Source organism: Mesorhizobium album, assembly GCF_033977205.1.
GTDB lineage: Bacteria > Pseudomonadota > Alphaproteobacteria > Rhizobiales > Rhizobiaceae > Mesorhizobium > Mesorhizobium album.
In genome coordinates this window covers 51,725-77,057 of the sequence record NZ_JAVIIW010000017.1, presented here as the reverse complement: position 1 = coordinate 77,057, position 25,333 = coordinate 51,725, and the positions used below count along the sequence as shown (strand labels likewise).

Below are 25,333 nucleotides of genomic sequence, written 5' to 3'. Positions count from 1 at the left end.
CCGGCTCAGCGGATGACAGGTTCGCCGTGGAAGCGACGACGTGACGGGCGCGAGACGCCGAAGCCGATCTCCATCATCAGCCGCGGCGTGTGCGCCGGCACTGTGCCCATATGGAAGCCGAACGGATCCTCGACGAAGCCGAGGCCCGCCTCGCCGGTCAGCGTCACAGGGCTTTCCGGGCCGTAGACGTCCAGCACGTCTTCGGCAGGGTGGCCGACCAGAAGCGTCAGCTGGTGCTTGAGCGCGCGCCGCCTGTGGCTGCCGCGGATATAGACATGCGGGCCGGTGCCGGCATCGCAGGGCTTCGGATAGAAGAAGAACTTCAGCATGCGCCAGTCGTCGAGGTCGAAATGATATTTGCCGAGCGAGGCGAGGTTCTTGTCGGCATCTGATGCCTTGCCGGTCGGGAAGCTCCACCAGACGCGCGTCGTGATCAGTTTGGCCTGGCCGCCGAGATAGTGCCGGGCGACGTCGAGAAGCAGCGGGTCCTTCTGGATGGCAAGGGCCGCCTTGCAGTCCAGGATGCGCTCGAAATAGTGGCCACTGAGCAGCGAGCGGCCGAACCGCTTTTCCGCCTCGTCATGCTCGCCCGGCATGAATTCGAGACGGCGGTCGAAATTGCCGAAACAGGGCGTGCGCTGCGCGAAAGCGGCGATCTCCTCTTGGATCTCCCGCGGCAGCATGAAGCCCGAAAACAACCCGTCGGAGCGCAAGGCCTCGACCACCGCTTCGCGCTCGATGCCGGTGAACATCGTGTTTCCCGCATCATCGCGCGGACGGGCTCGCTTGGCGCCCAGCCAGTGCATGCGGCGCCCCGGCATGGTGCGCGCCAGTACGAACATCGGCAGCCAGGCCGGGTTTTCGCGAAGGTCCGTCAGATAGGTCGGGATGCGCACGGCGATGCGCTTGAACAGGCTGCCGTCGCGGGCGATAGCCTCCAGGCTGGCCGCGCCGGAATTGTCTGGGGGAGCAAGATTCATCGGGTCCTCATATGCTTTGGAGTTCGACGAAGCGACAGCCGCCTACCGCTTCGGCATTACCCAATCCCGATCGTCCCGCGTGAGGAGGATGCTAGCCTCACCTTCGATTTTGTGCAACGCACAATAAAGTTAGTACTGAAACTCGCCGCCCTGCTTTTCCTCCCTTGCTAGGCGTCACTTCGGCGGCGCCACCCAGATTTCGGCATTCAGCCTTCTGCTGGCCAGGCCGCGCGCCAAGGCTTCGGCGCTGCGCGCGTTTTTCGCGAGGGCCGAGGCCTGCCGCTTGCTGATGACCAGGCCTTCGGCCAGCGCCCGGTTGCCTGAAAAGACCCGGGCCAGGAAGGGCGTGCGATTGGCGCGGGCGCGTGAAAAACGCGCCGGCATGGTTTGCCTTGCCGTATGCGCCACCACCTCTTCGATCCAGCCTTCGGCCAGCCGAGCGCCGGGCTCGAGCAGCAGCAGCCAATCGCCCTTGGCCTGGCCGATGCCGGCTGCGATGCCGCCGGCCAGATAATGGCAGCCGGCGTGCTCGGCGACACGATGCGTCTGGTCGGTCGAACCGGCATCGCAGACGATGACGTCGCGCACGACGCCTTCGACCGCGCCGCCGATCAGCGAGGCGAGCGTGCGGGCAAGGCCTTCTTCGTCGTTGCGGGTTTCGATGAGAACGCTGAGCATTTCAGCCGAATAGCGGAAAGCCGGGCGCTGCGCCAGTTGCGCATCGCGGCTCAAAAAGTTCTTGCTTTGTTCTCATCGGCAAAATAGGAATAGTTTCATGAGCAGAACGATTCGACAGCCTGCCGACAGTCCTTGGGAGAGGGCGAAAATGGAACAGATCGTGCGTGCCGACATTGCCGCCTTCGGAGCAGGCAGGGCCGAAATGGCAAACGCAATGATAGAACAGAGCGGCATGCGTGTGCGGCCGGACCGCAATCGCGGACGCTCGGCCGGCATCAATCCGTCCGGCCGGTTCGAGCCGGTCAGCCGGCATGTTTTCGACGACGGCTGGAACTCGCTGGAGGAGCTGCCGCCCTTCAAGACCGAGGTGCAGGTCGAAAAGCCGCGCACCATCATCACGCGCAACGAATCGCCGGACATCTCATTCGACCGTTCGATCAATCCCTATCGAGGCTGCGAGCATGGCTGCGTCTACTGCTTCGCCAGGCCGACGCATGCCTTCATGGGCCTGTCGGCGGGGCTCGATTTCGAATCGAAGCTCTTCGCCAAGCCTGATGCGGCGCGCATGCTCGACAGGGAATTGTCGAAGCCCGGCTACCAGCCGCGCACCATCGCCATCGGCACCAACACAGATCCCTACCAGCCGATCGAGAAGCAATACCGGATCATGCGCGAGATCCTGGAGGTGCTGGAGGCGCGCGGCCATCCGGTCGGCATCGTCACCAAGTCGGCGCTGGTGACGCGCGACATCGACATCCTGTCGCGCATGGCCGAACGCGGCCTGGCCAAAGTGGCGCTGTCGGTGACGACGCTGGACCGCATGCTGGCGCGCACCATGGAACCGCGCGCGTCGACGCCGACGAAGCGGCTGGAGGCGATAAGGCAGCTTTCGGATGCCGGCGTTCCCACCTCGGTGATGGTGGCGCCGATCGTTCCCGGCCTCAACGACCCGGAACTGGAGCGCATCCTCGATTCGGCGCGCGCGGCCGGCGCCCGCGAAGCCGGGTATGTCGTTCTGCGCCTGCCGCTCGAGGTGGCGCCGATCTTCAAGGACTGGCTCTTGCGGCATTATCCGGACCGCTACCGGCACGTGATGTCGCTGATCCGCTCGATGCGCGACGGCAAGGATTACGATTCAGAATGGGGCAAGCGCATGAAGGGCGCCGGGCCCTATGCCTGGCAGATCGGCCGGCGCTTCGAGATCGCGGCCAAGCGGCTCGGGCTCAACATGGAGCGGCGACAGCTTCGGACGGACCAATTCGTCGCAGGGTCCGGCGCCGGCGAGCAGCTGATGCTGCTGTGAAGACGGCGCCGGCCGCGAAAGGCCGGCGCCAGGCAATTCGGGAGACGCGAGTTTTCCGCCCGGATTGCAGCCCGCTAAGTATTTGTTTTTACGCAATTCCTAACGGAAAACCGCTGCGCATTTTTCCTGGAATTGCTCAAGAATCCCGTCCGGCCCTTGTCCCCCGGCCGTGAGACGGTGCCCTCCCGGTCCGGCGCCCCACCCGACCCGGAGGGACTTGCGGAGAATCGGAGCCGATGCGAACCTCGCCGCACCATGGCTCGCGCGCGTTCCGATTCTCCGTTTCTCTTTGAAATGGTCGAGAAGCCCGACTTCTCCATCGAAACGAAGGCGATCGCGGAAGGGCTTTGGCCTGTCGCGGGCATGGATGAGGCGGGCCGCGGTCCGCTCGCCGGTCCCGTGGTGGCCGCGGCCGTAGTGCTCGACCCGGCCAACATTCCGGAAGGTCTGGACGATTCCAAGCGCCTCACGCATCTGCAGCGCGAGGCGCTGTTCCTCAAGATCCTCGGTTCGGCGCTCAGCGTCTCGATGGCGTCCATCAGCGCCGAAGGCATCGACAACAGCAATATTTTGAAAGCCAGCCTAGAAGCGATGCGCCGCGCCGCGGCCGGCCTGTCGCTGCAGCCGAAGCTGGCTTTAGCCGACGGCCGCGACGTGCCGCCTGGGCTCACCTGCGAGGGCCGCGCGCTGATCAAGGGCGACCAGCGCTCGCAATCGATCGCCGCCGCCTCGATCGTCGCCAAGGTGATGCGCGACCGCATGATGTGCTGCTGCGGTGGCCATCATGAGCATTACGGCTTCGAGGTGCACATGGGCTATGCGACGGTCCGCCACCGGACCGCGATCGAGGCGCATGGCCCGGTGGCACGGCTGCACCGGGCGTCGTTCGCACCGTTCCGGCTGGGTGGGGTTGAGGTGGTCGAAGAAGAAGAGAGCTTCGCCGGGCTGGAGTGAGCGACGGCGACGCTGCTGATCTCCCCCCTTGTGGGGGAGATGTCCGGTCCACCCTCCGCAGCTGCTGCGGAAGACGGGCAGGACAGAGGGAGGCGCTGTCCCTCCAGCCTATCAGCCAATTCCGCGAACTCCTTGGACTATCTGCACCCGACCCAGCGCATAAGATGAGACGCCGACGATCCTTTGCGCCCCCTCTGCCCTGCCCGGCATCTCTCCCACAAGGGGGGAGATTGGCAGCTTCCGCGCCACAACAAAAAAGCCGCCGGGTTGCCCAGGCGGCTTTTCGATTCCCTGACCGCGAAACGCGTCAGTTCAGCTTGGCCTTCATGTCCTGCAGCGCAGACTTGAACAGATCGGCACCGGCCTTGGCATCGACCTTGGCGGCAAGCAGCGCGCGGGCAGCTTCGACGGCAATGTCGACGGCGCTGGCGCGCACCTCGCCGATCGCTTCGCGCTCGGCCTGGCTGATCTTCTGCTCGGCAAGCGCGGTGCGCCGGGCGACATAGTCCTCGGTCTTCTTGTGCGCCTCGGAAGCAAGCAGCTCGGCCTCGCGCTTGGCGGCGGCGACGATGTCGGCAGCCTCCTTCTCGGCTTCCTTGCGCTTCTGCTGATACTGGCCGAGCAGCTGCTGGGCCTCCTCGCGCAGGCGGCGCGCTTCCTCGAGCTCGCTGGCGATCTTGGCCGCGCGGGCGTCGAGCGACTTGGCGAGCATGCCCGGCACCTTCAGATAGATGACGGCGCCGAGGAAGATGATCAGGGCAATGGTTGCCCAGAGCGTTGCGAGTGATGTGGCGTCCATGATGCCCTCCTCACCGGGTCGCGGATCTGACCGCGGCCGCAATCTCGGCCTTGTCGGTCTTGCCGCCGACCAGCGCCTCGACGATGGCCGACGTGGTGTCCTCGGCGATCGTGCCGACTTCCTTCATCGCCTTGGCCTTGATCGAGGCGATGCTCGCCTCGGCCTCGCCGAGCTTCTTGTCGAGTTCCGCCTCGAGCTTCTTGCGCGTGCTTTCGGCTTCGCTCTTGGCGGCCTCGCTCGCCTGCTGGCCGATCGCGTTGGCGCGCGACTTGGCTTCCGCCAGCTCCTGCTCATAGGCGGCAACGGCGGCATCGGCCTCGCCCTTCAGCCTCGCGGCGTGGTCGAGATCCTGGGTGATGCGATCGTTGCGGACATCGATGATACCGCCGACGCGCGGCATCACAACCCGCTTCAGGAACAGATAGAAGAGCCCGAAGGTGATGACGAGCCACAGGATCTGCGACGGGAAGGTCGCGGCATTGAACGGCGGGAACGTGCCATGCTCTTCGGCAGGCACGGCGGTGCCCGCATGCGTCTCGCCTTCGGCCGCGGCCGGCGCGGATTCTTGCGCAAAGGCAGATGTCACGAACATCTCATTCCCCTGTCCATACGGCGGGGCCGCACCATGCGGCCCCTTTCGTCAGCGCACGCTTCTTACTTGAAGACCAGCAGCAGCGCGATGAGGAGCGAGAAGATGCCCAGAGCTTCGGTCACGGCGAAGCCGAAGATCAGGCGGCCGAACTGGCCATCAGCAGCCGACGGGTTGCGGAGCGCGCCCGAGAGGTAGTTGCCGAAGATGTTGCCGAGGCCGATGCCCGCGCCGCCCATGCCGATGCAGGCGATACCAGCGCCGATAGCAGCTGCTGCAGTTGCGTCCATTTCAAAACTCCTGTGGTTTTTCGTAATCGTTGCGGTTGGTACGTTGGGTATGCTGGCGCCGGGGCGCCGGTGAAAATCGATCAGTGGCTCGGGTGCAGAGCGTCGTTCAGATACATGCAGGTCAGCACCGCGAAGACATAGGCCTGCAGGAAGGCGACCAGCAGCTCCAGCGCCGTCAGCGCGACCGCCATGGCGAGCGGCAGAACCGAGCCGGCGATGCCGACGGCGCCCAGCGCGCTGAGGCTGACGACGAAGCCCGAAAACACCTTCAGCGTGATGTGGCCGGCCAGCATGTTGGCGAAAAGACGAACCGAGAGGCTGACGGGACGAGAAACGAAGGAAATGATTTCGATCGCCACCACCAGCGGCAGGAGGTAGCCGGGCACGCCATGCGGCACGAACAGCTTGAGGAAGCCGAGGCCGTGTTTGGCGAAGCCGTAGACGATGACGGTGCCGATGACCAGCGCGGCCAGCGTGAAGGTGACGATGATGTGGCTGGTGACGGTGAAGAAATAGGGGAACAGGCCGACGAGGTTGGCGACCAGCACGAACATGAACAGCGAAAACACCAGCGGGAAGAACTGCATGCCCTGCTTGCCCGCCGCGTCGCGCAGCATGTTGCCGACGAATTCATAGGCCATTTCCGACACCGACTGCAGGCGACCCGGGATGAGGGCGCGGCTGGCGGTGCTCATGTAAAGGAAAGCAGAAGCGACGATGACCGTCACGACCATGAACAGAGCGGAATTGGTGAAAGAGACGTCGTAGCCTCCGATGTGAATCGGGATGATCGGATGGATCTGGAACTGGTGGATCGGATCGACCTTGTCAGCAGCCACTTTTTATCCCCGTCAAAGCCGCAACCGGCTTCTTAAGTTCGCTCTCGCGCCTTTCGGCGCCTCACTTCACTCCTTCGGCTCGGGCGGCTTGCCGCCCCGGCCGAATTCCGGTGCAAGTCCCGCCGAACGCAGGACATTGAGTATGCCGGCGCCAAAGCCCAGCAACAGGCCGACGATCAGACCCCAAGGCGCGGTTCCGGCCAAGCGGTCGATGATCCAGCCCAAGCCGACACCAACCACCACTCCGGCGATGAACTCGCTGGACAGCTTGAGTGCCTGACCGTAACCGGTCGCAGCTTTCGCTTCGTCTTTCCCCTCGAGCCGGTCCGTGCGTCTTGATGCAAGCGATGCTTCAAGCTCGCGCCGGCGGCGCTCAAGTTCGTCGTCGCGGATGGAGGCGTCTGGCTGCCTGCCGCGGCCGGTTTCTCCGGTTCCGTCTGGCCTGTCTTTGTTGGCCATCGCAACCCCCCTGCCCGGGCAGACGATCACCGTCCGTCCGCTTCTAAAGTCGCCGGCAACATAGTTAGAGGGTCCGCGCCCGTCAAGCCACGGGTCGAACTTCGAAGCGATGTATTTTTCTATTTTAAATCAATGACTTATTCAGGTGCGACATCGTGCCCGCCACACCCGCGCGAGGACTCGGTGCGAATCCGCGCAGCAAGCCGCGTCGATCGGTGTGCGCGCAGGGGCGCGAAGAACACGGCGGGAGGCCTCGCTTAAACGGCTCAGCTCCAGCCGCCGCCATAGGTGCGATAGAAGATGTGCAGGCCGATCCTGGTCATGCGCTGCATGGCGCGCGCCCAGCCGGGATGGACGTAGTTGGCGTAGTAGTGCGTCGAGGATCCGACCTCGGGGATGAAGATCTTGCCGGCGGTCACCGCCATGGCGACATCCTGGGCGGTCTTGTAGGCGACCGGGTCGTCGATGCGCTTCTTCCTGCCGTCGCAGGCGAAAGAGAACTGGCAGCGGTTGAACCAGTTGTCGTTCTGATAGACGACGCCGCAGATCGACTTCGGATAGGCCGGGTTGCGGACGCGGTTGAGGATCACCTGCGCGACCGCGGCCTGGCCACGCACCGGCTCGCTGCGCGCCTCGAAATAGATGCCCTTGGCGAGGCATTCCTGCTCGGGTTTGGAGAAGACGGCCGCGGGCAGCGGATTCTGTATCCACGAGTGGTCGCCCTTGCCCATTGGCGGGATGAAGCGGCCATCGTTCGGATCGTCCTGCAGCAGCGCCTCGAAGGGCGAGGCCTTGGCGTAATCGGGCGCCGACTGGGCGTAGGCGGTGGCGAGGATATCCGGCCTGTCGTTGTTGACGAGGGCGGCGAGCGCGGCCGGCACGCCGGGGTCCGGCGTCTTGTCCTCGCGGATATGGAAGGCTTGGGCGATCTGCACTTCCTTGCCCTTGATGCCGGGCTTGGCGAAGGTGAGCTTCAGGCCGCTGTCCATGGCGGGGCGAAGCAGCGAGGAGGTGCGCTGGAAGATCGAGCCGGCGCTGAAATTCTTCGGCGGCGCCACCGGCGAGACCTGGACCAGACGGCCCTTCTTGTCGGCGCGCACGACGCGATCCTCATCGGGCGTCGCGCCGGCGGCATTGCCCTTGCCGCGGAACGATACCTTGCCGACACCGGGCAGCTTCACGCCGGAGCCTGAGATCGAGCCGGTGGCGGCGGAATCGACGAACGGCATCTCGGCGGCGTGCACCGAGCCGGCGACGGATTTTTCGACATAGGCGTTCCAGCGAGCGCTGGGCGACTCAAGCCCGGAAACGAGGCTTGCCATGTCCTGGTAGGCGACGACGGAAGGGAACCCGACCCAGATGCCGAGCCCAACGACCAGAGGCGGAAGAAAGGAACGTTTTTTCGCAACGGCGGCGGCGACGAGCCGCGTTAAAACGCGTCGATGCACGGAACTCTCCAGAACGCTACTGACCCCGGAGAGCCACAATGAAGCATTAACCTTGATGGGCGGTTAACGACATCGATCGTGTTTTTTTCATGTTGAAGGCAAGCCGGCTTCTCACTCCTGTGGAAAGCCGGCCAAGAATCAGGCCGTTCGCAGGAAGATCGGCCATGCGATCGCCGCGCAGATCGCGGCCGCCAGCCAGACGCCCGGCCAAGCGAACAGGAGCAGCAGCCATGGAATGGCGATCGGGACCAGGCAGAAGCCGACGAAGACAAGGGTGTTGGCGAGGCTGAGCGCGGTGCCGACATGGCCGGCGCCGGCGAGCGTCGCAAGCTCGGTATAGGCAACACCGTGCCAGGCCGAGACGCAGATGCCGGCCACGACCACCATGACTGGCAGGAGCATCATCAGCGCCGGCTGCGCTGCTGCCGCGATGACCAGCAGCCACAGCATCAGGAAGGCCAAAGCGCTCAGCGCGCTGCAGAGCCTCAGGAACGCCCGGCGGTTGCCGTTGCGATCGGTGAAGCGCCCGCTCCAGACGCGCATCGCCATGGCGCCGGTCTGGACGGCGGCAAGGCTGGCACTGGTCACCCACGTGCCCATGCCGGCGAAGTCGTGCAGGAAGACGGAGGCGAACGTGAGCACCGCCACCTGCGGGAAGCAGAGCAGGCCGATCGCCGTCGAGATGCGCCAGACCTCGATGTTGCGCAGCGGCCCCGGGCCACTCGCCGCGGCGGCGCGTATGTCGTCTCTCGTCGGCGGCTCGTGCAGCCAGCGCCAGGCGAAGAAGGCCGAGAGCGCGGACAGCGCCGCAAGCAGGCCGAAAACGGCGACAAAGCCGAAGCCCAAGGCAAGCGAAGGCAGGACCATCGCGCCGAGCCCGCCGCCGAGCGGCACCGCCGTCTGCCTGATGCTCATGGCAAAGCCGCGCTCGCCTTCGCCGAACCAGCCCATGATGGCGCGACCGCTGGAGCCATTGACGCTGCCGCCGAGCAGGCCGGCAACGAGCAGGCTTGCCGAAAGCAGCGTGATGCCGGGAACGGCTGTTTTCGTTGGCACGACGAGCATCGCCATGATGAAGAGCCATGCCGCCGTCGCGCCGAGCCCAGTCAGGAGCACACGGCGGTCGCCCCAGCGGTCGGTGAGCACGCCCCAGGGCAGTTCGCTGAGCGCCACGCCGAGGCCGAGAAGGCCGAGCGCCAGACCGAGCTCGGCATTGCCGAGATGATAGCCCTGACGCATCACCACCGCGGTTGCCGGAACGCCGGAGAAGGTGGCGGAGAAGCCGGCATTGGCGGCGACCCCGATGCCCAGCACCTTCCAGCGATGGTTGGGTCCGAAGGTCCGGCCGGCCGAGGCGGTGGCGCTTCCGCTCGCAGGCGATTGGCAGTCGTTGCGGGTGACGATGGCTGACATGATTCCATTCCCGTTGCGCCGGTCGACCGGCCTTGACGGAACGGGTGTAGCGCCATAGCTTCGTTCAAAAAATCAGGAAGTTTTTGACCAATAATCCTGAAAACAAGGACGGTCACATGCGACGCGTCACCTTCGATCTCGACATCCTCAGGACTTTCGTCACCGGCATGGAGCTGGGCAGCTTCGCCAAGGCAGCCGAGCGGCTCGGCCGCTCGACCTCAGCCGTCAGCGCGCAGTTGAAGAAACTGGAGGAGCAGGCGGCGACGCCGATCTTCCGCAGGGCCGGGCGCGGCCTGGCGCTGACCGAAGCCGGCGAAACGATGCTCGGCTTTGCGCGGCGCCTGATCGAGCTCAATGACGAGGCGGCCTCCGCCATCCGCGATGTCGAGCTGGAAGGCTGGGTGCGGCTCGGCCTGCAGGAGGATTTCGGCGAGGCCGTGCTGCCGGAAGTGCTCGGCCGCTTTGCCCGCGCCCATCCAAAAGTCCGGATCGAAGCGCGGATCGGGCGCAGCCATGAGCTTGCCGAGCGCGTCCTTTCCGGCAACCTGGACATCGCGCTCGCCTGGCACGACGGCACGACGCTGCCCTATAGCCGGCATATCGCCGACGTGCAGGCGCGCTGGATCGGCCCGGCGAAGCCGATGGTGGCCGGCCACAATGGTGAAGCGCTGCCGCTGGTGGTGTTCGAGGCGCCCTGCCTGCTGCGCACAGTGGCGACCGAGACGCTCGACCGCGCCGGCCTTGCCTGGCGCATGGCTTTCTCGAGCCCGAGCCTCGGCGGCATCTGGGCAGCAGTCGCGGCCGGCCTTGGGCTGACGATCCGCACCGATATCGGCCTGCCCGCCAGTGTCAGGGCGCTCGCGCCCGGAGCGCTCGGACTGCCGGCGCTGCCGAAGATGGCGCTGCATCTGCATCAGAGGGATGCCGAGCTTGATCCGGTCGCGGCGCGGCTGGCCGACATCCTGCTGCAGTCGGCTTTCGAGGCGCTGCCTGAGAGTGCCGAGACGAAAGGGAATCTGAAAGCCGTCGCTTAGTCTCTTAGCCGCAGCCTATCGACTTCGTCATCCCAGGGCGAAGCAGGAGCTAAGCTCCGTCGCGGAGACCCTGGGTTCCTGCCGTAACGTTCGCCGAGGTGCGCGGCGGAGCAGAATTCTGCACCGTAGCGGCGGCTTCGACGTCACAGGATCCTTGGGTCTTCGCTCCGCTCCGCGTCGCTGCGCCCAAGGATGACGACCGAATGGGTTTGCTGCCGTTTTCTCGGCCTCAGCGCTTCTTAGCCCGGCCGGCGAAAGGATTGTCCGAGGTGCGCAGCGCCATGCGGATCGGCACGCCCGGCATGTCGAAAGCCTCGCGCAGGCTGTTCGAAAGGTAGCGGACATAGGACTGCGGCATCACGTCGGGCCGCGAGCAGGACACGACGAAGCCCGGCGGGCGGGTCTTGGCCTGCGTGACATATTTGATCTTCAGCCGACGGCCGGCGACGGCGGGCGGCGGATGATGCGCGAGGATGCCTTCCAGCCAGCGGTTGAGCTTGCCGGTGGAGACGCGGCTGTTCCAGACCTTGTGCGTCTTGATGACGGCGTCCATCAGCCGGTCGAGGCCGCGGCCGGTCTCGGCAGAGACCGTCACCGCCTGGATGCCGCGCACCTGGGGAAGAAGCCGCTCGGTCTTCTCGCGCAGCTCGGCCAGAAGCTCCTGCGGGTTGTCGATCAGGTCCCATTTGTTGAAGGCGATCACCGGCGCACGCCCCTCGCGGATGATGAGGTCGGCGATCTGCAGGTCCTGCTTCTCGAAGGGAATGGTGGCGTCGAGCACGATGATGACGATCTCGGCGAAGCGGATGGCACGCAACCCGTCCTGCACCGACAGCTTTTCCAGCTTTTCCTGCACCTTCGACTTGCGCCGCATGCCGGCCGTGTCGAACAGTTTTATCCGGCGGCCGCGCCAGTCCCAGTCGACCGAAATGGAGTCGCGGGTGATGCCGGCTTCCGGACCAGTCAGCAGCCGCTCCTCGCCGATAAGCGCGTTGATCAGCGTCGACTTGCCGGCATTGGGGCGGCCGACGACGGCAATGCGCAGCGGCTTGGTATCGTCATAGGCGGGCTCGGCGTCGGGGTCGGCGATGTCCTCGCCGATCAGCACTTCGCTGACGGCGATCTCATCGCTCGCTTCCTCGTCCTCGCCAAAGGCGCGCTCCTCGCCGAGCGCGGCGATCACTGCGTCGCGCAGGTCGGGCATGCCCTGGCCGTGTTCGGCCGAGACAGGGATCGGCTCGCCGAGTCCGAGTTCCCAGGCCTCCAACATGCCGCCTTGCGCGCCTCGGGCCTCCGCCTTGTTGGCGACCAGCACGACCGGCTTGCCGGATTTGCGCACCACCTCGGCGAAGGTCCGGTCGTCTGGCATCAGGCCCGACTTGGCGTCGACAATAAAGAAGATCAGGTCGGCCTCGCGGATCGCGATCTCGGTCTGCTGGCGCATGCGGCCGGGCAGCGTCGAAGCTGCCGCATCCTCGAAACCGGCGGTGTCGATGACGTCGAAGTGAAGATCGTAGAGCTTGGCGGCGTGGACGCGGCGGTCACGCGTCACGCCCGGCGTGTCGTCGACAAGCGCCAGCTTCTTTCCCACCAGCCGATTGAAAAGAGTCGATTTGCCGACGTTAGGCCGGCCGATGATGGCGACTTTGAAGCCCATCCGAGGTCACGAAGCGTTGCCCGACCCGCGGATCAGTTCGGACATCAGCTGCGCCCGCTGGCGCGAATTGCGCGGGGCGCCCTCATCCGAAGCGATCTGGTCGAACAGTTTCAGCGCATCCGCCGACTTGCCTTCCTTCCAGGCGGCAAGGCCGAGCGCCTCGCGCGCGGAATGGCGCAGCGGGTTGGTGTCGGCGGTCAGCGCCTCGACACGGCTGGAGACATCGGCGAAGGAGCCGTGGTCGACAAGCAGCAGCGCCGCCCTCAGCCGCGCCATGTCGCGGATGCCGGCGGGGATGGCGCTGTCGGCGGCGACCTCGTCGAAATCCTTGACGGCGGCGTCGACGTCGCCCTTGTCGGCCTTGACGGTCGCGGCGCGCATGCGGGCGAGCAGCGGATAAGCGCCGTAGCCGTCCTTTTCCAGCTGATCGAGGGCGGCAATCGCCTCGTCGTTCTTGCCGTCATTGGCGAGCTTGAGCGCCTGCGAGAAGGCATCACCCGAACGGTTGGCGCGGGTCTCGTCCCAATAGCGGTAGCCGACCATGCCGGCTGTCGCCACCACGATCAGGATCGCGGCGGCAAGCAGGGCCGGACCAAAACGATCCCACAGCGCCTGCGCCTGCGCGCGACGCATCTCTTCGTTGACTTCGCGGATAAAACTGTCGTCCGACATCAATCAAAAACCATTGCGGCCCCGGAACGGGGCGCTTCTTGAGCCCCGCGTTTTAGCGAAATTTTATCGGCATGGAAGGGGGATCGCCGGAAAATCGGCGGGACAGGCTTAGGCGGTTCGACAAGCGCCGTAACGCACCGATGCCACAATTGGGCAATAGCCGGCTTTCCAATCCTCAGAAGATTGCTCCCTAAGGTTGCCAGTGCCACATCCGTTCCGCGTCGTCGTGTTCAGTCTCGCCTCGCTTGCCACATCCGTAGCCTTCGCCGATCCGCCCAAATCGCCGGAGCCGATACCGGCAAAGCCAAAGCAGATCGTCCTCATCTCCTTCGACAGCGCGCGCGAGATCTCGCAATGGGAACGCAGCCGCGCGCTGGCAAAGCGCACCGGCGCGCATTTCACCTATTTTCTGTCCTGCGTCTTCCTGCTCTCGCCGGAAACGCGCGCTGAGTACATCGCGCCCGGCAAGGGCGCCGGCAAATCGAATATCGGCTTTGCGGCCTCCAAGCAGGAAGTGGCGGACCGGCTGGACCAGATCCGCCTCGCGGTCGCCGAAGGCCATGACCTTGGCAGCCATGCCTGCGGCCATTTCGACGGCAAGGATTGGAGCAAGGCCGACTGGCTGGCCGAGTTCTCAGCCTTCCGGCGCATCCTCGAGAATGCCTATACGATCAACGGCATTTCGCCGGCGCCCGCCGGCTGGCGCGATTTCGCGCGGCACACCGTAGTCGGCTTTCGCGCGCCGTATCTGTCGACCGACAAGGCGCTCTATGAGGCGCTACCCGAGGCCGGCTTCCAATACGACGCGAGCGGTGTCTCGAACGGCCCTGCCCTGCCGCCGACGAAGAACGGCGTCACGCATTTTGCATTGCCGCTGATCCCGGAAGGGCCGAAATCGAAACCGGTGGTCGCCATGGACTACAATCTCTATGTCCGCCATTCGAGCGGATTCGAGGAGCCGGCCAGGGCGGCCGAATTCGCCGACCGCGCCTATCACGCGTTCCGCGCCGCCTTCGAGGTGCAATACAACGGCAAGCGCCTTCCGCTGGAGCTCGGCTTCCACTTCACGCAGATGAACGGCGGCACCTACTGGAACGCGCTCGAGCGCTTCGCCGACGAGGTCTGCGTGAAAGCCGATGTGGAATGCATCAGCTTCCGCGACTATATCGCGCGGCAGCGTTCCGATCAAAAGCAGGCAGTCGTGGGCGGCTAGCCGCCCATCGTCTGGTCTGGTTCAGGCCGCATCCTCCGCGCCGTGCTTGGCGAGATAACGCTGGTCGATGTCCGGCAGCGGCGCGCCTTTGATTGTAGCTTCGAACGCACGCAGGCGCTTGTGGACCGACAGAAGCTCGACAATCGTCGACCAGGAATTGACGAGATATTGGAAGGAACTCGTCACTTGCGAGAAGGCGGAACTGATCTGGTTGATGAGGCCCAGCGTCAACGTTCCGGCTATCAGCGAAGGAACCATCAGGAAGTAAGGAAAGACGGTATTGAGCTGCAGGTAAAGGTAGCGGACTACATTGAAATAGACGTAGTGGAAATAGAGCCGGAAATAGTTGTGGCGGACATTGGCGAACAGCTCGGCGGTGGTCACCGGCTGGGCTCGGTCGGCATGGTCCTCGCCATACACAAGCTCCTTGCGATAGGCGGCTTCGACCCGCTGATTACGGAACTGCAGACCGGGAAGCTTCACACCTGCCGCGGCAATGCACACGGTGCCGAAGATTGCCCAGAAGATTGCAGCCAGGACAAGCGGCTGAGGAACCTGACCTACGAATGGTAACACCGTGATATGCTTGGAATAGCCGAGCAAAATCGGCATGAAGGCTATCAGCGTCATTATCGAATCGACGAAGCTCGTGCCGAGATCTTCCATGATCCGGGAGAACCGCATTGTGTCTTCCTGCACGCGCTGGGCGGCGCCCTCGATCTGGCGCAATCTAGGCCAATGCGACATGTAGTAGTCGTTCATCGCCGTGCGCCAACGAAACACCCAGTGGCTGACAAAGAAGTTCGTCAAAACAAGCACGGTAACGGCCACAAGAGCGATACCGAGGAACGTTATTATTTGTGCGTAAACATCACTTTCCGTGGCCTTCACGCTTTTGCTGACGATTCCCTGAATAAGGTCCCAGAACGGCCCGTACCAAGCGTTGATCGCAACACTGACCTGCACCTGAAAATAGGTTGTGAAGAGGATCAGCGAACTGCCGAGGATCGACCAACCCGCCCACTGGTGTGGGGCATAAAGTTGCCAGAAGGCATAAAAGGCCAGCACGCCAAGCGTAAAGTAGATGTAGAACCAGAGGAATGGAGGCGACAAGAACACTGATACGCCGATGATGGGCGCTGCGTCGGCAGCGGCGGGAGGTAAACCGATCAGAGCCCCAATCTGCTCACCGCCCAGAAACCACACGGCGACCATGACCGCGCTCCAAAGGATCGCCGAGGTGAAGAAAAGCTTCGGCTGCGGGAAGAAGGATACGAACACTGTGGCGGGTTTCCTCGGTCTGACCGCAAATCAGCGGCGTTGCTGTTCGGCGGGCATAAATTCACACATTAGTGGGAAAGAAAATGCCCTGCCCGATGCCCGGCACCGAGCAAGACCATAATCATGGCGATTTTGGCGCCGCCGTCCAGGCAATGACGCCGGAAACCAGCAGAGCGGCAGCTGCCATGGCCGAGGCAAGCACGTAATTGCCCGACGCCTGCGCGAGTAGGCCGGCGGCGACCGGGCCGACGATCTGGCCGAGGCCGAAGGCGGCGGTCATCACCGCGAAGATGCGGCGCGGCGCCTGTGGCGCAAGCTTCCTGCCCGCCTGCAGGCCGAGCGCTGTGATGGCGATGAAGGTGCCGCCGAGCAGGATGCCGGCGAGCAGCGGTCCGGCGGACCCTTTGATGACGACGCTGGCGGTGACGCCGACCACCTCGACCAGGCAGCTCACGGCGTAAGCCGCGTAGAGCCCAATCCTGCCGGCGGCCTTCTGCCAGAACCAGGTCGCCGGAAGACCGGCAAGTCCGGTGACCATCCAGACCGCGGCCTCGAAGACGCGCCCGCCGCCGCCCTGGCGCACGATGGCAACCAGGAAGGTCGCGGTCACCACATAGCCGAAGCCGAAGAGCCCGTAGGCAAGAATCATCTTCGTCAGCGATCTGTTCTTCGGCAAGGCCGGCTCAGGCCCGTCGTCGCCGTTGGCAGGCATGGCGGAGCCGGTGAGCCAGGCGACGGCGGCCAAGCCGACAGCGGAAATCGCTCCCGACCACAGCCAGCCCGCAGACCAACCGGCATGGGAGGTAACGAGAATGGCCAACAGTGCCGAGGATGCCGCGATCCCTAAGCCGACGCCGCCGAAATGCAGTGCCTGCAGGTCGTTGCGGCCGGCTTCGGCGAGGTGGCTGAAGACGATCGACGACATGAACACCATGACGAAAGCGCTGACGAGGCCGGCGAGGAAGCGGATGACGATGAATGCCCCCATCGTCTCATTGAGGCCCATCAGGCCCGCAAGTACGGCGCTGGCGGCGAGGCTGGAAAACATCAGCAGGCGCTCGCGGCCGTGCGCCCAGCCGCCTGCCGCGGCAAGCGCGCCGATGAGGTAGCCGAGATAGTTGGCGGAGGCGATCCAGCCGGCATCGGCCGGCGTCAGATGCAGCTCCTCCATCATGCCGGGCAGGATCGGCGTGTAGACGAAGCGGCCGATGCCCATGGCGACGGCAAGCGCGACCATGCCGGCGAAAACAAGACGCAAAGGGGATGGCGAGGCGGCGTTCATTGCAGCGCAACATAGGTGTGTGCGCAGGCGAAACAATGCGGTTGCCTTGGGCCAGTTCGGTCGGGCCGCCTTCAGCGGCAAGCTGTCTCGTACACCGTGCGGCCGGCCGTCAGTCGGAACGGCATGTCGCCGAGCTCGCGCTCCGACATGGTGTCGAGCACCGGATGCGACAGCGGGTCGACGATCCAGCGGGCAATCTCGTCGTCGTCCTGCCGAGCTTGTCTTGGCTCGGCACCGGAAAGCCCCTTCAGGAAGGATAAAATCTTCATCGGATTGCCTCCACGGTCTGGCCTTCTCTCGCTAAAATCTGCCCTTCCTTGCCGGGTTTCAATTGAGATTTCGGCCCCACCTGTTTAGAAAAACTGAATGGCTATGCTGAATCGCGTCCACCTCAACGGCCTGCGCGCCGTCGAAACCGTTGCCCGCCTTGGATCGCTCGCCGCTGCGGCGGCCGAGCTCAACGTCTCGGTCAGCGCCGTCAGCCAGCAGATCAAGCGCGCGGAAAAACAACTGGGGCAGGCGCTGTTCGAGCGGACGCCTGCAGGACTGGTGCTGACGGAATTCGGCACTGTGTTCACGGCGCGGCTCAGCGCCGGCTTCCGCGAGCTCGTGCAAGCGGTGGCGCTGGCCGATGAGGCAACCGAATGCACGCTGGTGGTATCGGTGGCGCCGGCCTTCGCCTCGAAATGGCTGCTGCCAAGGCTGTCGCGGCATTTCGCCCGCCACCCGAACGTGCTGCTGCGCATCGACGCTTCCGCTCGGATCGCCGACCTCGACCATTCCGACATCGACATCGCCATCCGGCTGGGCGACGGCAAATGGCCGGGCGGCCGGGCTGAGCTGCTGCTCGCGCAAGAGGTATTTCCGGTCTGCGCGCCCTCGATCGCGGCCAAGCTGAAGTCGATCGAGGACCTGGCGCAGACCTGCGCCATCACCGACGAGCGGGCGATGATCAGCTGGGACAGCTGGTTCGAGGCGGCAGGCGTCGAGCCGGTCACTTTCCAAAAAGGCGCACGCTTCACCGACCCGATGCTGTGCCTGGAATCGGCAATCGCCGGCCACGGCGTGATGCTCGCCTGGCAATTGCTGACCGCCGATGCGCTGGCCGACGGCCGGCTGGTGGCGCCCTTCGGCGTGCGGGCCGAGAGCGGGCTGGGCTACTGGCTGGTCACGTCGGCAACAAAAAGCGAGAGCCGCAAGGTGCGCGATTTCAAGGCCTGGATTCGCGAGGAGATCGAGGCGACGATGGCGCAGTTCCGGGCGCTCGACAGCGCCGCCTGAAACACAGGCCCAGTCGATCGCGGTGGAAAGGCCAACCTTGCCGGTCTATGTATGGGCCAGACCCCAACATACGGCAGGCAGGATCATGACCACACATTCGCGCGGCGTCTCAGCAACGATCGACCCGGTGAAGCTCGACAGGCTGGCGGAGGTCGCGGTCAAGGTCGGGCTGCAGCTGCAGGCCGGACAGGATCTGGTGCTGACCTCGTCGATCGCGGCGCTGCCGCTCACCCGGCGCATCGTCGAGCATGCCTACAAGGCCGGCGCCGGGCTGGTGACGCCGATCTTCAACGACGACGAGATCACGCTGGCACGCTTCCGCTACGGCGCCGACGCCGGCTTCGATCGCGCCGCCGGCTGGCTTTACGAAGGCATGGCGAAAGCCTTCTCCAACAATGCGGCGCGGCTTGCGGTGCGCGGCGAGGACCCGTCGCTCTTGTCCTCGCAGGACCCGGCCAAGGTGGCGCGCGCCAACAAGGCGAACTCGATGGCCTACCAGCTGGCGCTGGAGAAGATCACCGGCTTCGACATCAACTGGAACATCGTCGCCTATCCCGACTTGGCTTGGGCGAAGCAGGTGTTTCCGGGCGAGCTCGACGACGTCGCGGTGGCGAAGCTCGCCGACGCGATCTTCTCGGCCTCGCGGGTGGATGTCGAGGATCCGATCGGCAACTGGAAAGCGCATAACGCGGCATTGGCGGAGCGCACCAAATGGCTGAACGAGCACAATTTCCATGCGCTGCATTTCACCGGTCCCGGCACCGACCTGACGGTCGGCTTGGCGGAGGGGCATGAGTGGATGGGCGGCGCCTCGACCGCCAAGAACGGCATTACGTGCAACCCCAACATCCCGACAGAGGAAGTCTTCACCACCCCGCATGCCTGGCGCGTCGAGGGCCATGTCACCTCGACCAAGCCGCTCTCCTACCAAGGCACGCTGATCGACGAGATCTCGGTGCGCTTCGAGGGTGGGCGGATCGTCGAGGCCAAGGCCTCGAAGGGCGAAGACGTGTTGAAAAAGGTGCTCGACACCGACGAGGGCGCGCGCCGCCTCGGCGAAGTGGCGCTGGTGCCGCATTCCTCGCCGATCTCGCGGAGCGGGCTGTTGTTCTTCAACACGCTGTTCGACGAGAATGCCGCCTGCCATATCGCGCTCGGACAGTGCTATTCGAAGTGCTTCGTCAACGGCGCTTCGCTCAGCCAGGACGAGATCGCGCAGCGCGGCGGCAACAAGAGCTTCATCCACATCGACTGGATGATCGGCTCGGACAAGATCGACATCGACGGTGTGGCCAAGGACGGCAGCCGCGTGCCGGTGATGCGCAAGGGCGAGTGGGCCTGAGAGGTTCGGGCAAAAGGAGGCGTAATGGCCTTCGACATAGCGGTGAAGCGCGTCTACGAGGCGCCCGAGAAGACCGACGGCCAGCGGGTGCTGATCGACCGCATCTGGCCGCGCGGTGTCGCCAAGAAGGATGCCGAACTGACGCTGTGGCTGAAGGAGATAGCCCCGAGCGACGAGCTGCGCAAGTGGTTCGGACATGATCCCGAGCGCTGGGCCGAGTTCCAGAAGCGGTATCGTGCCGAGCTTGACCGGAACGAGGCGGCGGTCACGCAACTGCGCGGGCTGTTGCATGAGGGGAAGGTGACGTTGCTCTACGGCGCGCATGACGAGGCGCACAACAATGCGGTGGCGCTGGCGGGGTATTTGCGAACTCATGCATAAGCACTGAGACGCCGGCGGGACAGCCCCCCCCTCTGTCCTGCCGGACATCTCCCCACTTGGGGGGAGATCGGTAGTCGCGCCGGCCTTCGCCAATCGCCAACGTTGCAGGAATAAGCGAGGGTACCCGAGCTGCTAATCTCCCCCCTCGTGGGGGAGATGTCCGGCAGGACAGAGGGGGCGCGAAGGAACGCGACGTGCGAGGCTGACGCTACCTTCCGCCAACCGCCTCCCCGTAAGCCTCCGCCTTGAACCCAACCAGGATGCGGTCGCCAACCTCCAGCACCGGGCGCTTGATCATGGTCGGTTTGGCGAGCATCAGCTTCTTGGCCTTCTTCTCGTCAAGCGATTGCCTGTCTGCCTCCGGCAGCTCGCGAAACGTCGTGCTTGCCTTGTTGAGCAGTTTCTCCCAGCCGACCTTGCCGACCCAGCCGTTCAGCTTCTCCGCCTCGATCCCCTCTGCCCGATAGTCATGGAAGCGATAGGGAACGTCGCGGCTCTCCAGCCAGACGCGCGCCTTCTTGATCGTGTCGCAGGTGGTGATGCCGTACATGGTGATCGTCAAGACAGACCTCGGGCGGATGGAGTTGCGAATCTGGCCGAACCCTAGGCCTGCCCTGTCCGCTTTGCCAGCGTGACTATGCGAAGACGATTTGACGCGCACCATGGCGGCCGAGGCGTCATCCTAGCCGCCATGCACGATTTCTCACCGCGCAGCGATAGGCGCTGACTGCCGGAGGTCGGCGGTTATTTCGGCCTCAATAATAGAAGCGCTCTTCGCTGATCTTGCCGTCCTTGACCGTATAGAGGCCGACCTCGTCCATGGTGGCGCGCTTGCCCGTAGACTTCGGCGTCACGTCAAACGTGAAGCGCAACGCGAACTGGTCGCCGTTGACATAGGGGCCTTCGACCGAGCCACCATGGACCTCGTTGTTCTCCTGCCACCACTGGCCCTTCTGCTTGACAGCGTCCTTGCCGCGGCAGATGGCCATCGGCCCTTCCATTGCTTCGTAACTGACGATGTCGTCGGCATTGTATTTCGCGGCGGCGCTTTCGCTGTCGCCCTGCTTGAGCAGTTGCGTGAAATCCTTGGCAATATCCGCAATGGTCATGACTTCCTCCCTGTTCAGACGGATTCCAAGTAGGGCACCGCCTTTCCGCCGCCCACCGCCAGGGTGCTGGTAGCTGACAATCCGTGTCAGGAGGGAACGGATCGACTTGCGCCATAGGATGCGCGCATGGCGGCTATCGCGTCGTCCTGGCCGCTCAATTGCCAACTACCGGGAAATCGTAGAATAACACCCGCGTTCGATCGCCAGGCGCCGCACCAGCGCCAGCACGCTGTCGATGGTTGGCGTTGGCTTGCCGGTTAGACGGCCGAGTTCCTGCACTGCGCTCACCAGCGCGTCGATCTCCATCGGGCGGCCGCGTTCGAGATCCTGCAGCATCGAGGTCTTGTGCTCGCCGACATCGCCGGCGCCCTTGATGCGCCGGTCGACGGGGATGAGGAAGCGCACGCCGAGGCTTTCTCCGATCGCCTGCGCTTCCAGCATCATGGCGCGCGCAACGGCGCGTGTGCCTTCGTCGGCGACGATGGCTGCAAGGGTGCTGCCGGTCAGCGCGGAGATCGGGTTGAAAGAGAGATTGCCCCAGAGCTTCACCCAGATTTCCGAGCGTATGTCCTCGCGCACCGGCGCCTGCAGCCCGGCCTTGACCATTTCGCGCGCCAGCGCTGCGACACGCTCGCTCTTTTCACCCGAAGGCTCGCCGAGCGAGAAGCGCGTGCCCTCGATATGACGGATCAGGCCGGGCGCATCGACCTCGACGGCCGGATAAACGACAGAGCCGATGACGCGCTCCGGCCCGATCGTCTCCCAGACCGTTCCGCCGGGATCGACCGCGTTGAGCCGCGTGCCCTCGAGCGCGCCGCCTGCCTTGTAGAAATACCACCAGGGCACGCCGTTCTGCATGGTGACGACGGCCGTCCCCTCGCCCAGCAGCGGCACAATCTGACCGAGTGCCGGCGCCAACGAATGCGCCTTCAGCGCCAGCACGACATAGTCCTGCTCGCCGAGCTCCTCGGCCCGCGCTGCGGCCCTGACCGAAGCTACCGTTTCCTTGCCGTCCTCGATCAGGCGAAGGCCACCTGCCTTGATCGCCTCCAGATGCGCACCACGCGCGACGATCGAGAGGTCAACCGAGCCTGAGATCGCCAGCTTGGCGGCGAGATAGCCGCCGATCGCGCCGGCGCCGAAGACGGTGATGCGCATCAGCCAAGACCGAGCTTGGCGGCGAGGCCGATGCGCTGCAACTTGCCGGTCGCGCCCTTGGGGATCTCGTCCAGGATCACCACCTTGCGCGGCACCTTGAAATCGGCGAGCCGCATCGCGGCAAAGCCGCGAATGTCGGCCTCGCTGGCGCTCTGGCCTTCGCGCAGCACGATCGCGGCCGCGACTTCCTCGCCGAGCTTGTCATGCGGCATGGCGAAGGTGACGACCTGCGCCACCGCCGGATGGTCCATCAGCACGCCGTCCACCTCGAGCGGCGAGATTTTTTCGCCGCCGCGATTGATGATCTCCTTCAGCCGTCCGGTGACGCGAAGGTAGTTGTCCTCGTCGAGCACGCCCTGGTCGCCGGTGTGGAACCAACCATGGGCGAAGGCGCTGGCATTGGCGTCCGGATTCTTCTCGTAGCCGACGGTGACGTTCGGGCCGCGGATGACGATCTCGCCGATCTCGCCGGGCTCGAGCAGCCGCCCGTCCGGCGCCATGACGGCTACCTCCGGCCCGGCGGCCGCGCCGACGCTGCCCGGCTTGCGCAGACCGGGCGGCAGCCGGTTGGAGGCCATCTGGTGAGCGGCCTCGGTCATGCCGTAGGACTCGATCACCGGGCAGCCGAATGTCGCCTCGAGCTCGGCCATGACCTGCGCCGGCAGGGACGCCGACGAGGAGCGGATGAAGCGCAGCTTCGCGTCGGCCAGTTGCTCGGGATTGCGCGCGGCGCGCGGCAGGATCGCCTGGTGCATGGTCGGCACTGCCGTGTACCAGCTCGGCTTCGCTTCAGAGAGCCACTGGAAGAAGCGCAGCGCGTTGAAGCCCGGCGTGCAGAAGACGCTGCCGCCGGCGGCGAGCGATGACAGCACCGCCGCGATCAGCCCATGGATGTGGAACAGCGGCATGATGTTGAGGCAGCGGTCAGCCGGTGTCAGGCCGAGCGTCGCGCCGATATGCGCGGCCGAAGCGGCGAGGTTTGCGTGGCTGAGCGGCACCAGTTTTGGACGCGAGGTGGTGCCGGAGGTGTGCAGAAGAAGTGCGGTGTCGCTGTCCTCGGCCAATCCGGATGCGACCGGCGGACCGACCGGATCTCCCTCGATGATGAAGACACCAGCCGGCGCACCGACCGGTACGACAAGGCGCAGCACGGGGATACCGAGGCGTTCGGCAACTTCCACCGATGGTCCCTGCTCGTCCTTGCCGACGAGGATCGCCTTCACGCCGATGTCGCTGAGATAAAAGTCGAGCTCGTCGGCGCGGTAGGCCGGATTGAGCGGAGCGGTGGAAGCGCCCGCGGCGACCGTGATGAAGGCCGTCGCCATCTCCGGTCCGTTCGGCAGCACAATGGCGACGCGGTCGCCGCGGCCGATGCCGAGCGCGTTGAGCCGGGCCACGGTCTCGCCAATCAGCCGGCGCAACCCGCCATGCGAAAGTGCTGTCCGGTCGGGTGCGGCAATGGCCGGCGAATCTTCGGCGCCGGTGGCAAGGCGATGGGCGAGGTCGATGGAATTTGCGCTGTTTGTCATGGTTCCAGACTATGTTTCGAACGATCGGCTGATGTCCAGCAAAGGGCTGCTCAATATCCGAGCGCCAGCCCGTCCTTGCGCGGATCGGAGGCGCCGGTCAGCGTGCCTTTTTCCCAATCAATGAATACGGCCTGCCCGCCGCCAAGAGGATGGTCTGGTTCGACAACGCGATGGCCCCGGTGGCGCAGGCCATCGATGGCATCTGGACGCACGCTTCGTTCGGCCTCGACGACATCGTGGTTGTAGAAGACGCGCGGCGCGTCGAGCGCCTGCTGCGGGTCCATGCCGAAGTCGATCATGTTGGTCAAAAGATGCACATGGCCGAAAGGCTGATAGCCGCCGCCCATGACGCCGAACGGCATGATGGCGCGGCCGTTGCTCGTCATCATGCCCGGCATGATCGTATGCATAGGCCGCTTGCCCGGCGCTATACAGTTCGGATGTTTCGGATCGAGCCGGAAGCTGGTGCCTCGATTCTGCAGCACGACGCCGGTCTTGGGGCCGACGACGCCGCTGCCGAAGGAATAGTAGGTCGAGTTGATGAAGCTCACCGCATTGCGGTCGCGGTCGACGACCGTGATGTAGACCGTGTCGCTGCCCGGCAAATCGACGCGCGGCAAATGCGTCATGGCGCGCTCGCGATCAATCCCGGCGCGCAGCCGGTCGGCATAGGCGCTGGACAAAAGTTCCTTCACCGGCACCGCGACACGATCCTGGTCGGCAATCAGATTGTCGCGGTCGCGATAGGCCAGCCGGCCGGCTTCGATCTCCAAATGCAGCCGCTCGGCGCCATTCGGATCGAGCGCGCCGAGGTCGAAGCCGGAGAGCACGTTCAGCATCAAGAGCGCGGTCAGGCCCTGATTGTTGGGCGGCATCTGGTGGATGTCGTGGCCGCGATAGGAGGTGCTGACCGGGGTCCTGTAGTCGCCCTTCGTCGCGGCGAAGTCGTCCAGCGTATGCAGGCCGCCCAGCGCGCGAAGCCGTCCGACGAGATCCTCCGCGACTTCGCCCTCGTAGAAGCCGGCGCGGCCCTTTTTGGCAATGATGCGCAGTGTTTCGGCGAGTTCCGGCTGGCGATGGATATCGCCGGCCTTGGGCGGCTTGCCGCCCGGCAGGAAGATGCGCGCCGCCACCTCGTCGGCCGACAGATCGGTTTCCGGATCAGCCCAGTCGAAAGCGACGCGGTCGTGCACGACATAGCCTTCTTCGGCATAGCGGATGGCGGGCGCCAGAGCATCGGCGATACCCTTGCGACCGTGATCCTCCAGCAGCCGGCACCAGGCGTCGACGGCACCGGGAACGGTGACCGCGTGCGCGCCCTGCTTCGGCAGCTCGCTGAAGCCGTGCTCCAGATACCAATCGACCGTGGCAGCCTGGGGGGCGCGGCCCGAGCCGTTGAAGGCGATCACCTCACCCTGCCCTTTCGGGCAATAGAGGACAAAGCAGTCGCCGCCGATGCCGGTCGATTGCGGCTCGACCACGGCCTGCACTGCCGCCGCGCAGACCGCCGCGTCCATGGCGTTGCCGCCGGAGCGCAGCATGTCGACGGCGGCAAGCGTCGACAAAGGATGCGAGGTCGCGGCCATGGCTTCGGTGGCGCGGACCGGCGAGCGGCCTGGGAACTGGAAATCACGCATGCTGG

26 protein-coding genes are annotated in these 25,333 nt (G+C 64.9%); 7 read left to right on the top strand and 19 right to left on the bottom strand.

The window, feature by feature from the left end; all coding sequences use genetic code 11:
• Positions 1–5: 5 nt before the first annotated feature.
• Positions 6–980, bottom strand: coding sequence for a hypothetical protein (locus RFN28_RS16045; RefSeq protein ID WP_320288296.1), 975 nt, complete (start codon positions 978–980; stop codon positions 6–8).
• A gap of 174 nt (positions 981–1,154) precedes the next feature.
• Positions 1,155–1,658, bottom strand: a complete 504-nt coding sequence (locus RFN28_RS16040) for a glycosyltransferase (RefSeq protein WP_320288351.1) — start codon at positions 1,656–1,658, stop codon at positions 1,155–1,157.
• A 148-nt stretch (positions 1,659–1,806) separates the two neighbouring features.
• Between RFN28_RS16040 and RFN28_RS16035 the strand changes: the two genes are divergently transcribed.
• Both RFN28_RS16035 and rnhB read left to right on the top strand, forming a co-directional pair.
• Complete coding sequence (locus RFN28_RS16035; protein ID WP_320288295.1) at positions 1,807–2,961, top strand: PA0069 family radical SAM protein; 1,155 nt, start codon at positions 1,807–1,809, stop codon at positions 2,959–2,961.
• A gap of 255 nt (positions 2,962–3,216) precedes the next feature.
• On the top strand, positions 3,217–3,915 hold the full coding sequence (rnhB, locus tag RFN28_RS16030) for a ribonuclease HII (RefSeq protein ID WP_320288294.1): 699 nt from the start codon (positions 3,217–3,219) through the stop codon (positions 3,913–3,915).
• A 307-nt stretch (positions 3,916–4,222) separates the two neighbouring features.
• Here rnhB and RFN28_RS16025 read toward each other — a convergent pair whose 3' ends face one another.
• From RFN28_RS16025 to RFN28_RS15995, 7 genes are all read right to left on the bottom strand, one after another.
• Positions 4,223–4,714: a F0F1 ATP synthase subunit B gene (locus RFN28_RS16025; protein ID WP_320288293.1), complete on the bottom strand. Its 492-nt coding sequence runs from the start codon at positions 4,712–4,714 to the stop codon at positions 4,223–4,225.
• A 10-nt stretch (positions 4,715–4,724) separates the two neighbouring features.
• Complete coding sequence (locus RFN28_RS16020; protein ID WP_320288292.1) at positions 4,725–5,306, bottom strand: F0F1 ATP synthase subunit B; 582 nt, start codon at positions 5,304–5,306, stop codon at positions 4,725–4,727.
• A gap of 62 nt (positions 5,307–5,368) precedes the next feature.
• Entirely contained in the window at positions 5,369–5,593 is a 225-nt protein-coding gene (locus RFN28_RS16015) for a F0F1 ATP synthase subunit C (protein ID WP_040971820.1), read from the bottom strand.
• Positions 5,594–5,673: 80 nt separating this feature from the next.
• The gene (locus RFN28_RS16010) at positions 5,674–6,432 is read right to left on the bottom strand and encodes a F0F1 ATP synthase subunit A (RefSeq protein WP_320288291.1); all 759 of its coding nucleotides are present in this window, start codon (positions 6,430–6,432) and stop codon (positions 5,674–5,676) included.
• Between the two features lie 66 nt (positions 6,433–6,498).
• Positions 6,499–6,891 carry an AtpZ/AtpI family protein gene (locus RFN28_RS16005; protein ID WP_320288350.1) on the bottom strand — a complete coding sequence of 131 codons (393 nt, stop codon included), beginning with the start codon at positions 6,889–6,891 and terminating at the stop codon, positions 6,499–6,501.
• A 266-nt stretch (positions 6,892–7,157) separates the two neighbouring features.
• A complete protein-coding gene (locus RFN28_RS16000) occupies positions 7,158–8,339 on the bottom strand; it encodes a cell wall hydrolase (RefSeq protein WP_320288290.1) in 1,182 nt (393 codons plus the stop codon).
• A gap of 138 nt (positions 8,340–8,477) precedes the next feature.
• Positions 8,478–9,752 carry an MFS transporter gene (locus RFN28_RS15995; protein ID WP_320288289.1) on the bottom strand — a complete coding sequence of 425 codons (1,275 nt, stop codon included), beginning with the start codon at positions 9,750–9,752 and terminating at the stop codon, positions 8,478–8,480.
• A 116-nt stretch (positions 9,753–9,868) separates the two neighbouring features.
• Between RFN28_RS15995 and RFN28_RS15990 the strand changes: the two genes are divergently transcribed.
• The gene (locus RFN28_RS15990; RefSeq protein WP_320288288.1) at positions 9,869–10,786 is read left to right on the top strand and encodes a LysR substrate-binding domain-containing protein; all 918 of its coding nucleotides are present in this window, start codon (positions 9,869–9,871) and stop codon (positions 10,784–10,786) included.
• Positions 10,787–11,015: 229 nt separating this feature from the next.
• Here the strand turns inward: RFN28_RS15990 and der are convergent, their stop codons facing one another.
• Positions 11,016–12,443 carry a ribosome biogenesis GTPase Der gene (gene der / locus RFN28_RS15985; RefSeq protein ID WP_320288287.1) on the bottom strand — a complete coding sequence of 476 codons (1,428 nt, stop codon included), beginning with the start codon at positions 12,441–12,443 and terminating at the stop codon, positions 11,016–11,018.
• Positions 12,444–12,449: 6 nt separating this feature from the next.
• Positions 12,450–13,115 (bottom strand): tetratricopeptide repeat protein, encoded by a 666-nt coding sequence (locus RFN28_RS15980; protein WP_320288286.1) that lies wholly within the window; start codon positions 13,113–13,115, stop codon positions 12,450–12,452.
• Between the two features lie 202 nt (positions 13,116–13,317).
• Between RFN28_RS15980 and RFN28_RS15975 the strand changes: the two genes are divergently transcribed.
• A complete protein-coding gene (locus tag RFN28_RS15975) occupies positions 13,318–14,328 on the top strand; it encodes a polysaccharide deacetylase family protein (protein ID WP_320288285.1) in 1,011 nt (336 codons plus the stop codon).
• A gap of 21 nt (positions 14,329–14,349) precedes the next feature.
• On the opposite strand, the gene sbmA is transcribed toward RFN28_RS15975, so the two are convergent.
• The 3 genes from sbmA to RFN28_RS15960 form a co-directional block, all read right to left on the bottom strand.
• Entirely contained in the window at positions 14,350–15,609 is a 1,260-nt protein-coding gene (gene sbmA, locus RFN28_RS15970; protein ID WP_320288284.1) for a peptide antibiotic transporter SbmA, read from the bottom strand.
• A 121-nt stretch (positions 15,610–15,730) separates the two neighbouring features.
• Positions 15,731–16,891, bottom strand: a complete 1,161-nt coding sequence (locus RFN28_RS15965; RefSeq protein ID WP_320288283.1) for a YbfB/YjiJ family MFS transporter — start codon at positions 16,889–16,891, stop codon at positions 15,731–15,733.
• Between the two features lie 71 nt (positions 16,892–16,962).
• On the bottom strand, positions 16,963–17,160 hold the full coding sequence (locus RFN28_RS15960) for a hypothetical protein (RefSeq protein ID WP_320288282.1): 198 nt from the start codon (positions 17,158–17,160) through the stop codon (positions 16,963–16,965).
• A gap of 97 nt (positions 17,161–17,257) precedes the next feature.
• Here RFN28_RS15960 and RFN28_RS15955 point away from each other — a divergent pair, with 97 nt between their 5' ends.
• The 3 genes from RFN28_RS15955 (at position 17,258) to RFN28_RS15945 (ending at position 19,895) form a co-directional block, all read left to right on the top strand.
• Positions 17,258–18,172, top strand: coding sequence for a LysR substrate-binding domain-containing protein (locus RFN28_RS15955; RefSeq protein ID WP_320288281.1), 915 nt, complete (start codon positions 17,258–17,260; stop codon positions 18,170–18,172).
• A gap of 85 nt (positions 18,173–18,257) precedes the next feature.
• The gene (locus RFN28_RS15950) at positions 18,258–19,514 is read left to right on the top strand and encodes an aminopeptidase (RefSeq protein WP_320288280.1); all 1,257 of its coding nucleotides are present in this window, start codon (positions 18,258–18,260) and stop codon (positions 19,512–19,514) included.
• Between the two features lie 24 nt (positions 19,515–19,538).
• Positions 19,539–19,895, top strand: a complete 357-nt coding sequence (locus RFN28_RS15945) for a DUF488 domain-containing protein (RefSeq protein ID WP_320288279.1) — start codon at positions 19,539–19,541, stop codon at positions 19,893–19,895.
• Positions 19,896–20,103: 208 nt separating this feature from the next.
• Here RFN28_RS15945 and RFN28_RS15940 read toward each other — a convergent pair whose 3' ends face one another.
• From RFN28_RS15940 to ggt, 5 genes are all read right to left on the bottom strand, one after another.
• Positions 20,104–20,457, bottom strand: coding sequence for an ArsC family reductase (locus RFN28_RS15940; RefSeq protein ID WP_320288278.1), 354 nt, complete (start codon positions 20,455–20,457; stop codon positions 20,104–20,106).
• A 193-nt stretch (positions 20,458–20,650) separates the two neighbouring features.
• Positions 20,651–21,004, bottom strand: coding sequence for a SnoaL-like domain-containing protein (locus tag RFN28_RS15935; protein ID WP_320288277.1), 354 nt, complete (start codon positions 21,002–21,004; stop codon positions 20,651–20,653).
• A gap of 165 nt (positions 21,005–21,169) precedes the next feature.
• A complete protein-coding gene (locus RFN28_RS15930) occupies positions 21,170–22,162 on the bottom strand; it encodes a 2-dehydropantoate 2-reductase (RefSeq protein ID WP_320288276.1) in 993 nt (330 codons plus the stop codon).
• Positions 22,162–23,691 (bottom strand): acyl--CoA ligase, encoded by a 1,530-nt coding sequence (locus RFN28_RS15925; protein WP_320288275.1) that lies wholly within the window; start codon positions 23,689–23,691, stop codon positions 22,162–22,164. The genes RFN28_RS15930 and RFN28_RS15925 overlap by 1 nt, the downstream gene beginning before the upstream one ends.
• Before the next feature lie 50 nt (positions 23,692–23,741).
• A complete protein-coding gene (gene ggt / locus RFN28_RS15920; protein ID WP_320288274.1) occupies positions 23,742–25,328 on the bottom strand; it encodes a gamma-glutamyltransferase in 1,587 nt (528 codons plus the stop codon).
• Between the last annotated feature and the right edge of the window lie 5 nt (positions 25,329–25,333).

Excerpts from the sequence above, each read along its gene's own strand:
- RFN28_RS16045 (WP_320288296.1), bottom strand. The coding sequence starts at position 980 with ATGAATCTTGCTCCCCCAGACAATTCCGGCGCGGCCAGCCTGGAGGCT.
- RFN28_RS16040 (WP_320288351.1), bottom strand. The coding sequence starts at position 1,658 with ATGCTCAGCGTTCTCATCGAAACCCGCAACGACGAAGAAGGCCTTGCC.
- RFN28_RS16035 (WP_320288295.1), top strand. The coding sequence starts at position 1,807 with ATGGAACAGATCGTGCGTGCCGACATTGCCGCCTTCGGAGCAGGCAGG.
- rnhB (WP_320288294.1), top strand. The coding sequence starts at position 3,217 with ATGGCTCGCGCGCGTTCCGATTCTCCGTTTCTCTTTGAAATGGTCGAG.
- RFN28_RS16025 (WP_320288293.1), bottom strand. The coding sequence starts at position 4,714 with ATGGACGCCACATCACTCGCAACGCTCTGGGCAACCATTGCCCTGATC.
- RFN28_RS16020 (WP_320288292.1), bottom strand. The coding sequence starts at position 5,306 with ATGTTCGTGACATCTGCCTTTGCGCAAGAATCCGCGCCGGCCGCGGCC.
- RFN28_RS16015 (WP_040971820.1), bottom strand. The coding sequence starts at position 5,593 with ATGGACGCAACTGCAGCAGCTGCTATCGGCGCTGGTATCGCCTGCATC.
- RFN28_RS16005 (WP_320288350.1), bottom strand. The coding sequence starts at position 6,891 with ATGGCCAACAAAGACAGGCCAGACGGAACCGGAGAAACCGGCCGCGGC.
- RFN28_RS15995 (WP_320288289.1), bottom strand. The coding sequence starts at position 9,752 with ATGTCAGCCATCGTCACCCGCAACGACTGCCAATCGCCTGCGAGCGGA.
- RFN28_RS15990 (WP_320288288.1), top strand. The coding sequence starts at position 9,869 with ATGCGACGCGTCACCTTCGATCTCGACATCCTCAGGACTTTCGTCACC.
- der (WP_320288287.1), bottom strand. The coding sequence starts at position 12,443 with ATGGGCTTCAAAGTCGCCATCATCGGCCGGCCTAACGTCGGCAAATCG.
- RFN28_RS15980 (WP_320288286.1), bottom strand. The coding sequence starts at position 13,115 with ATGTCGGACGACAGTTTTATCCGCGAAGTCAACGAAGAGATGCGTCGC.
- RFN28_RS15965 (WP_320288283.1), bottom strand. The coding sequence starts at position 16,891 with ATGAACGCCGCCTCGCCATCCCCTTTGCGTCTTGTTTTCGCCGGCATG.
- RFN28_RS15960 (WP_320288282.1), bottom strand. The coding sequence starts at position 17,160 with ATGAAGATTTTATCCTTCCTGAAGGGGCTTTCCGGTGCCGAGCCAAGA.
- RFN28_RS15955 (WP_320288281.1), top strand. The coding sequence starts at position 17,258 with ATGGCTATGCTGAATCGCGTCCACCTCAACGGCCTGCGCGCCGTCGAA.
- RFN28_RS15950 (WP_320288280.1), top strand. The coding sequence starts at position 18,258 with ATGACCACACATTCGCGCGGCGTCTCAGCAACGATCGACCCGGTGAAG.
- RFN28_RS15945 (WP_320288279.1), top strand. The coding sequence starts at position 19,539 with ATGGCCTTCGACATAGCGGTGAAGCGCGTCTACGAGGCGCCCGAGAAG.
- RFN28_RS15935 (WP_320288277.1), bottom strand. The coding sequence starts at position 21,004 with ATGACCATTGCGGATATTGCCAAGGATTTCACGCAACTGCTCAAGCAG.
- RFN28_RS15930 (WP_320288276.1), bottom strand. The coding sequence starts at position 22,162 with ATGCGCATCACCGTCTTCGGCGCCGGCGCGATCGGCGGCTATCTCGCC.
- RFN28_RS15925 (WP_320288275.1), bottom strand. The coding sequence starts at position 23,691 with ATGACAAACAGCGCAAATTCCATCGACCTCGCCCATCGCCTTGCCACC.
- ggt (WP_320288274.1), bottom strand. The coding sequence starts at position 25,328 with ATGCGTGATTTCCAGTTCCCAGGCCGCTCGCCGGTCCGCGCCACCGAA.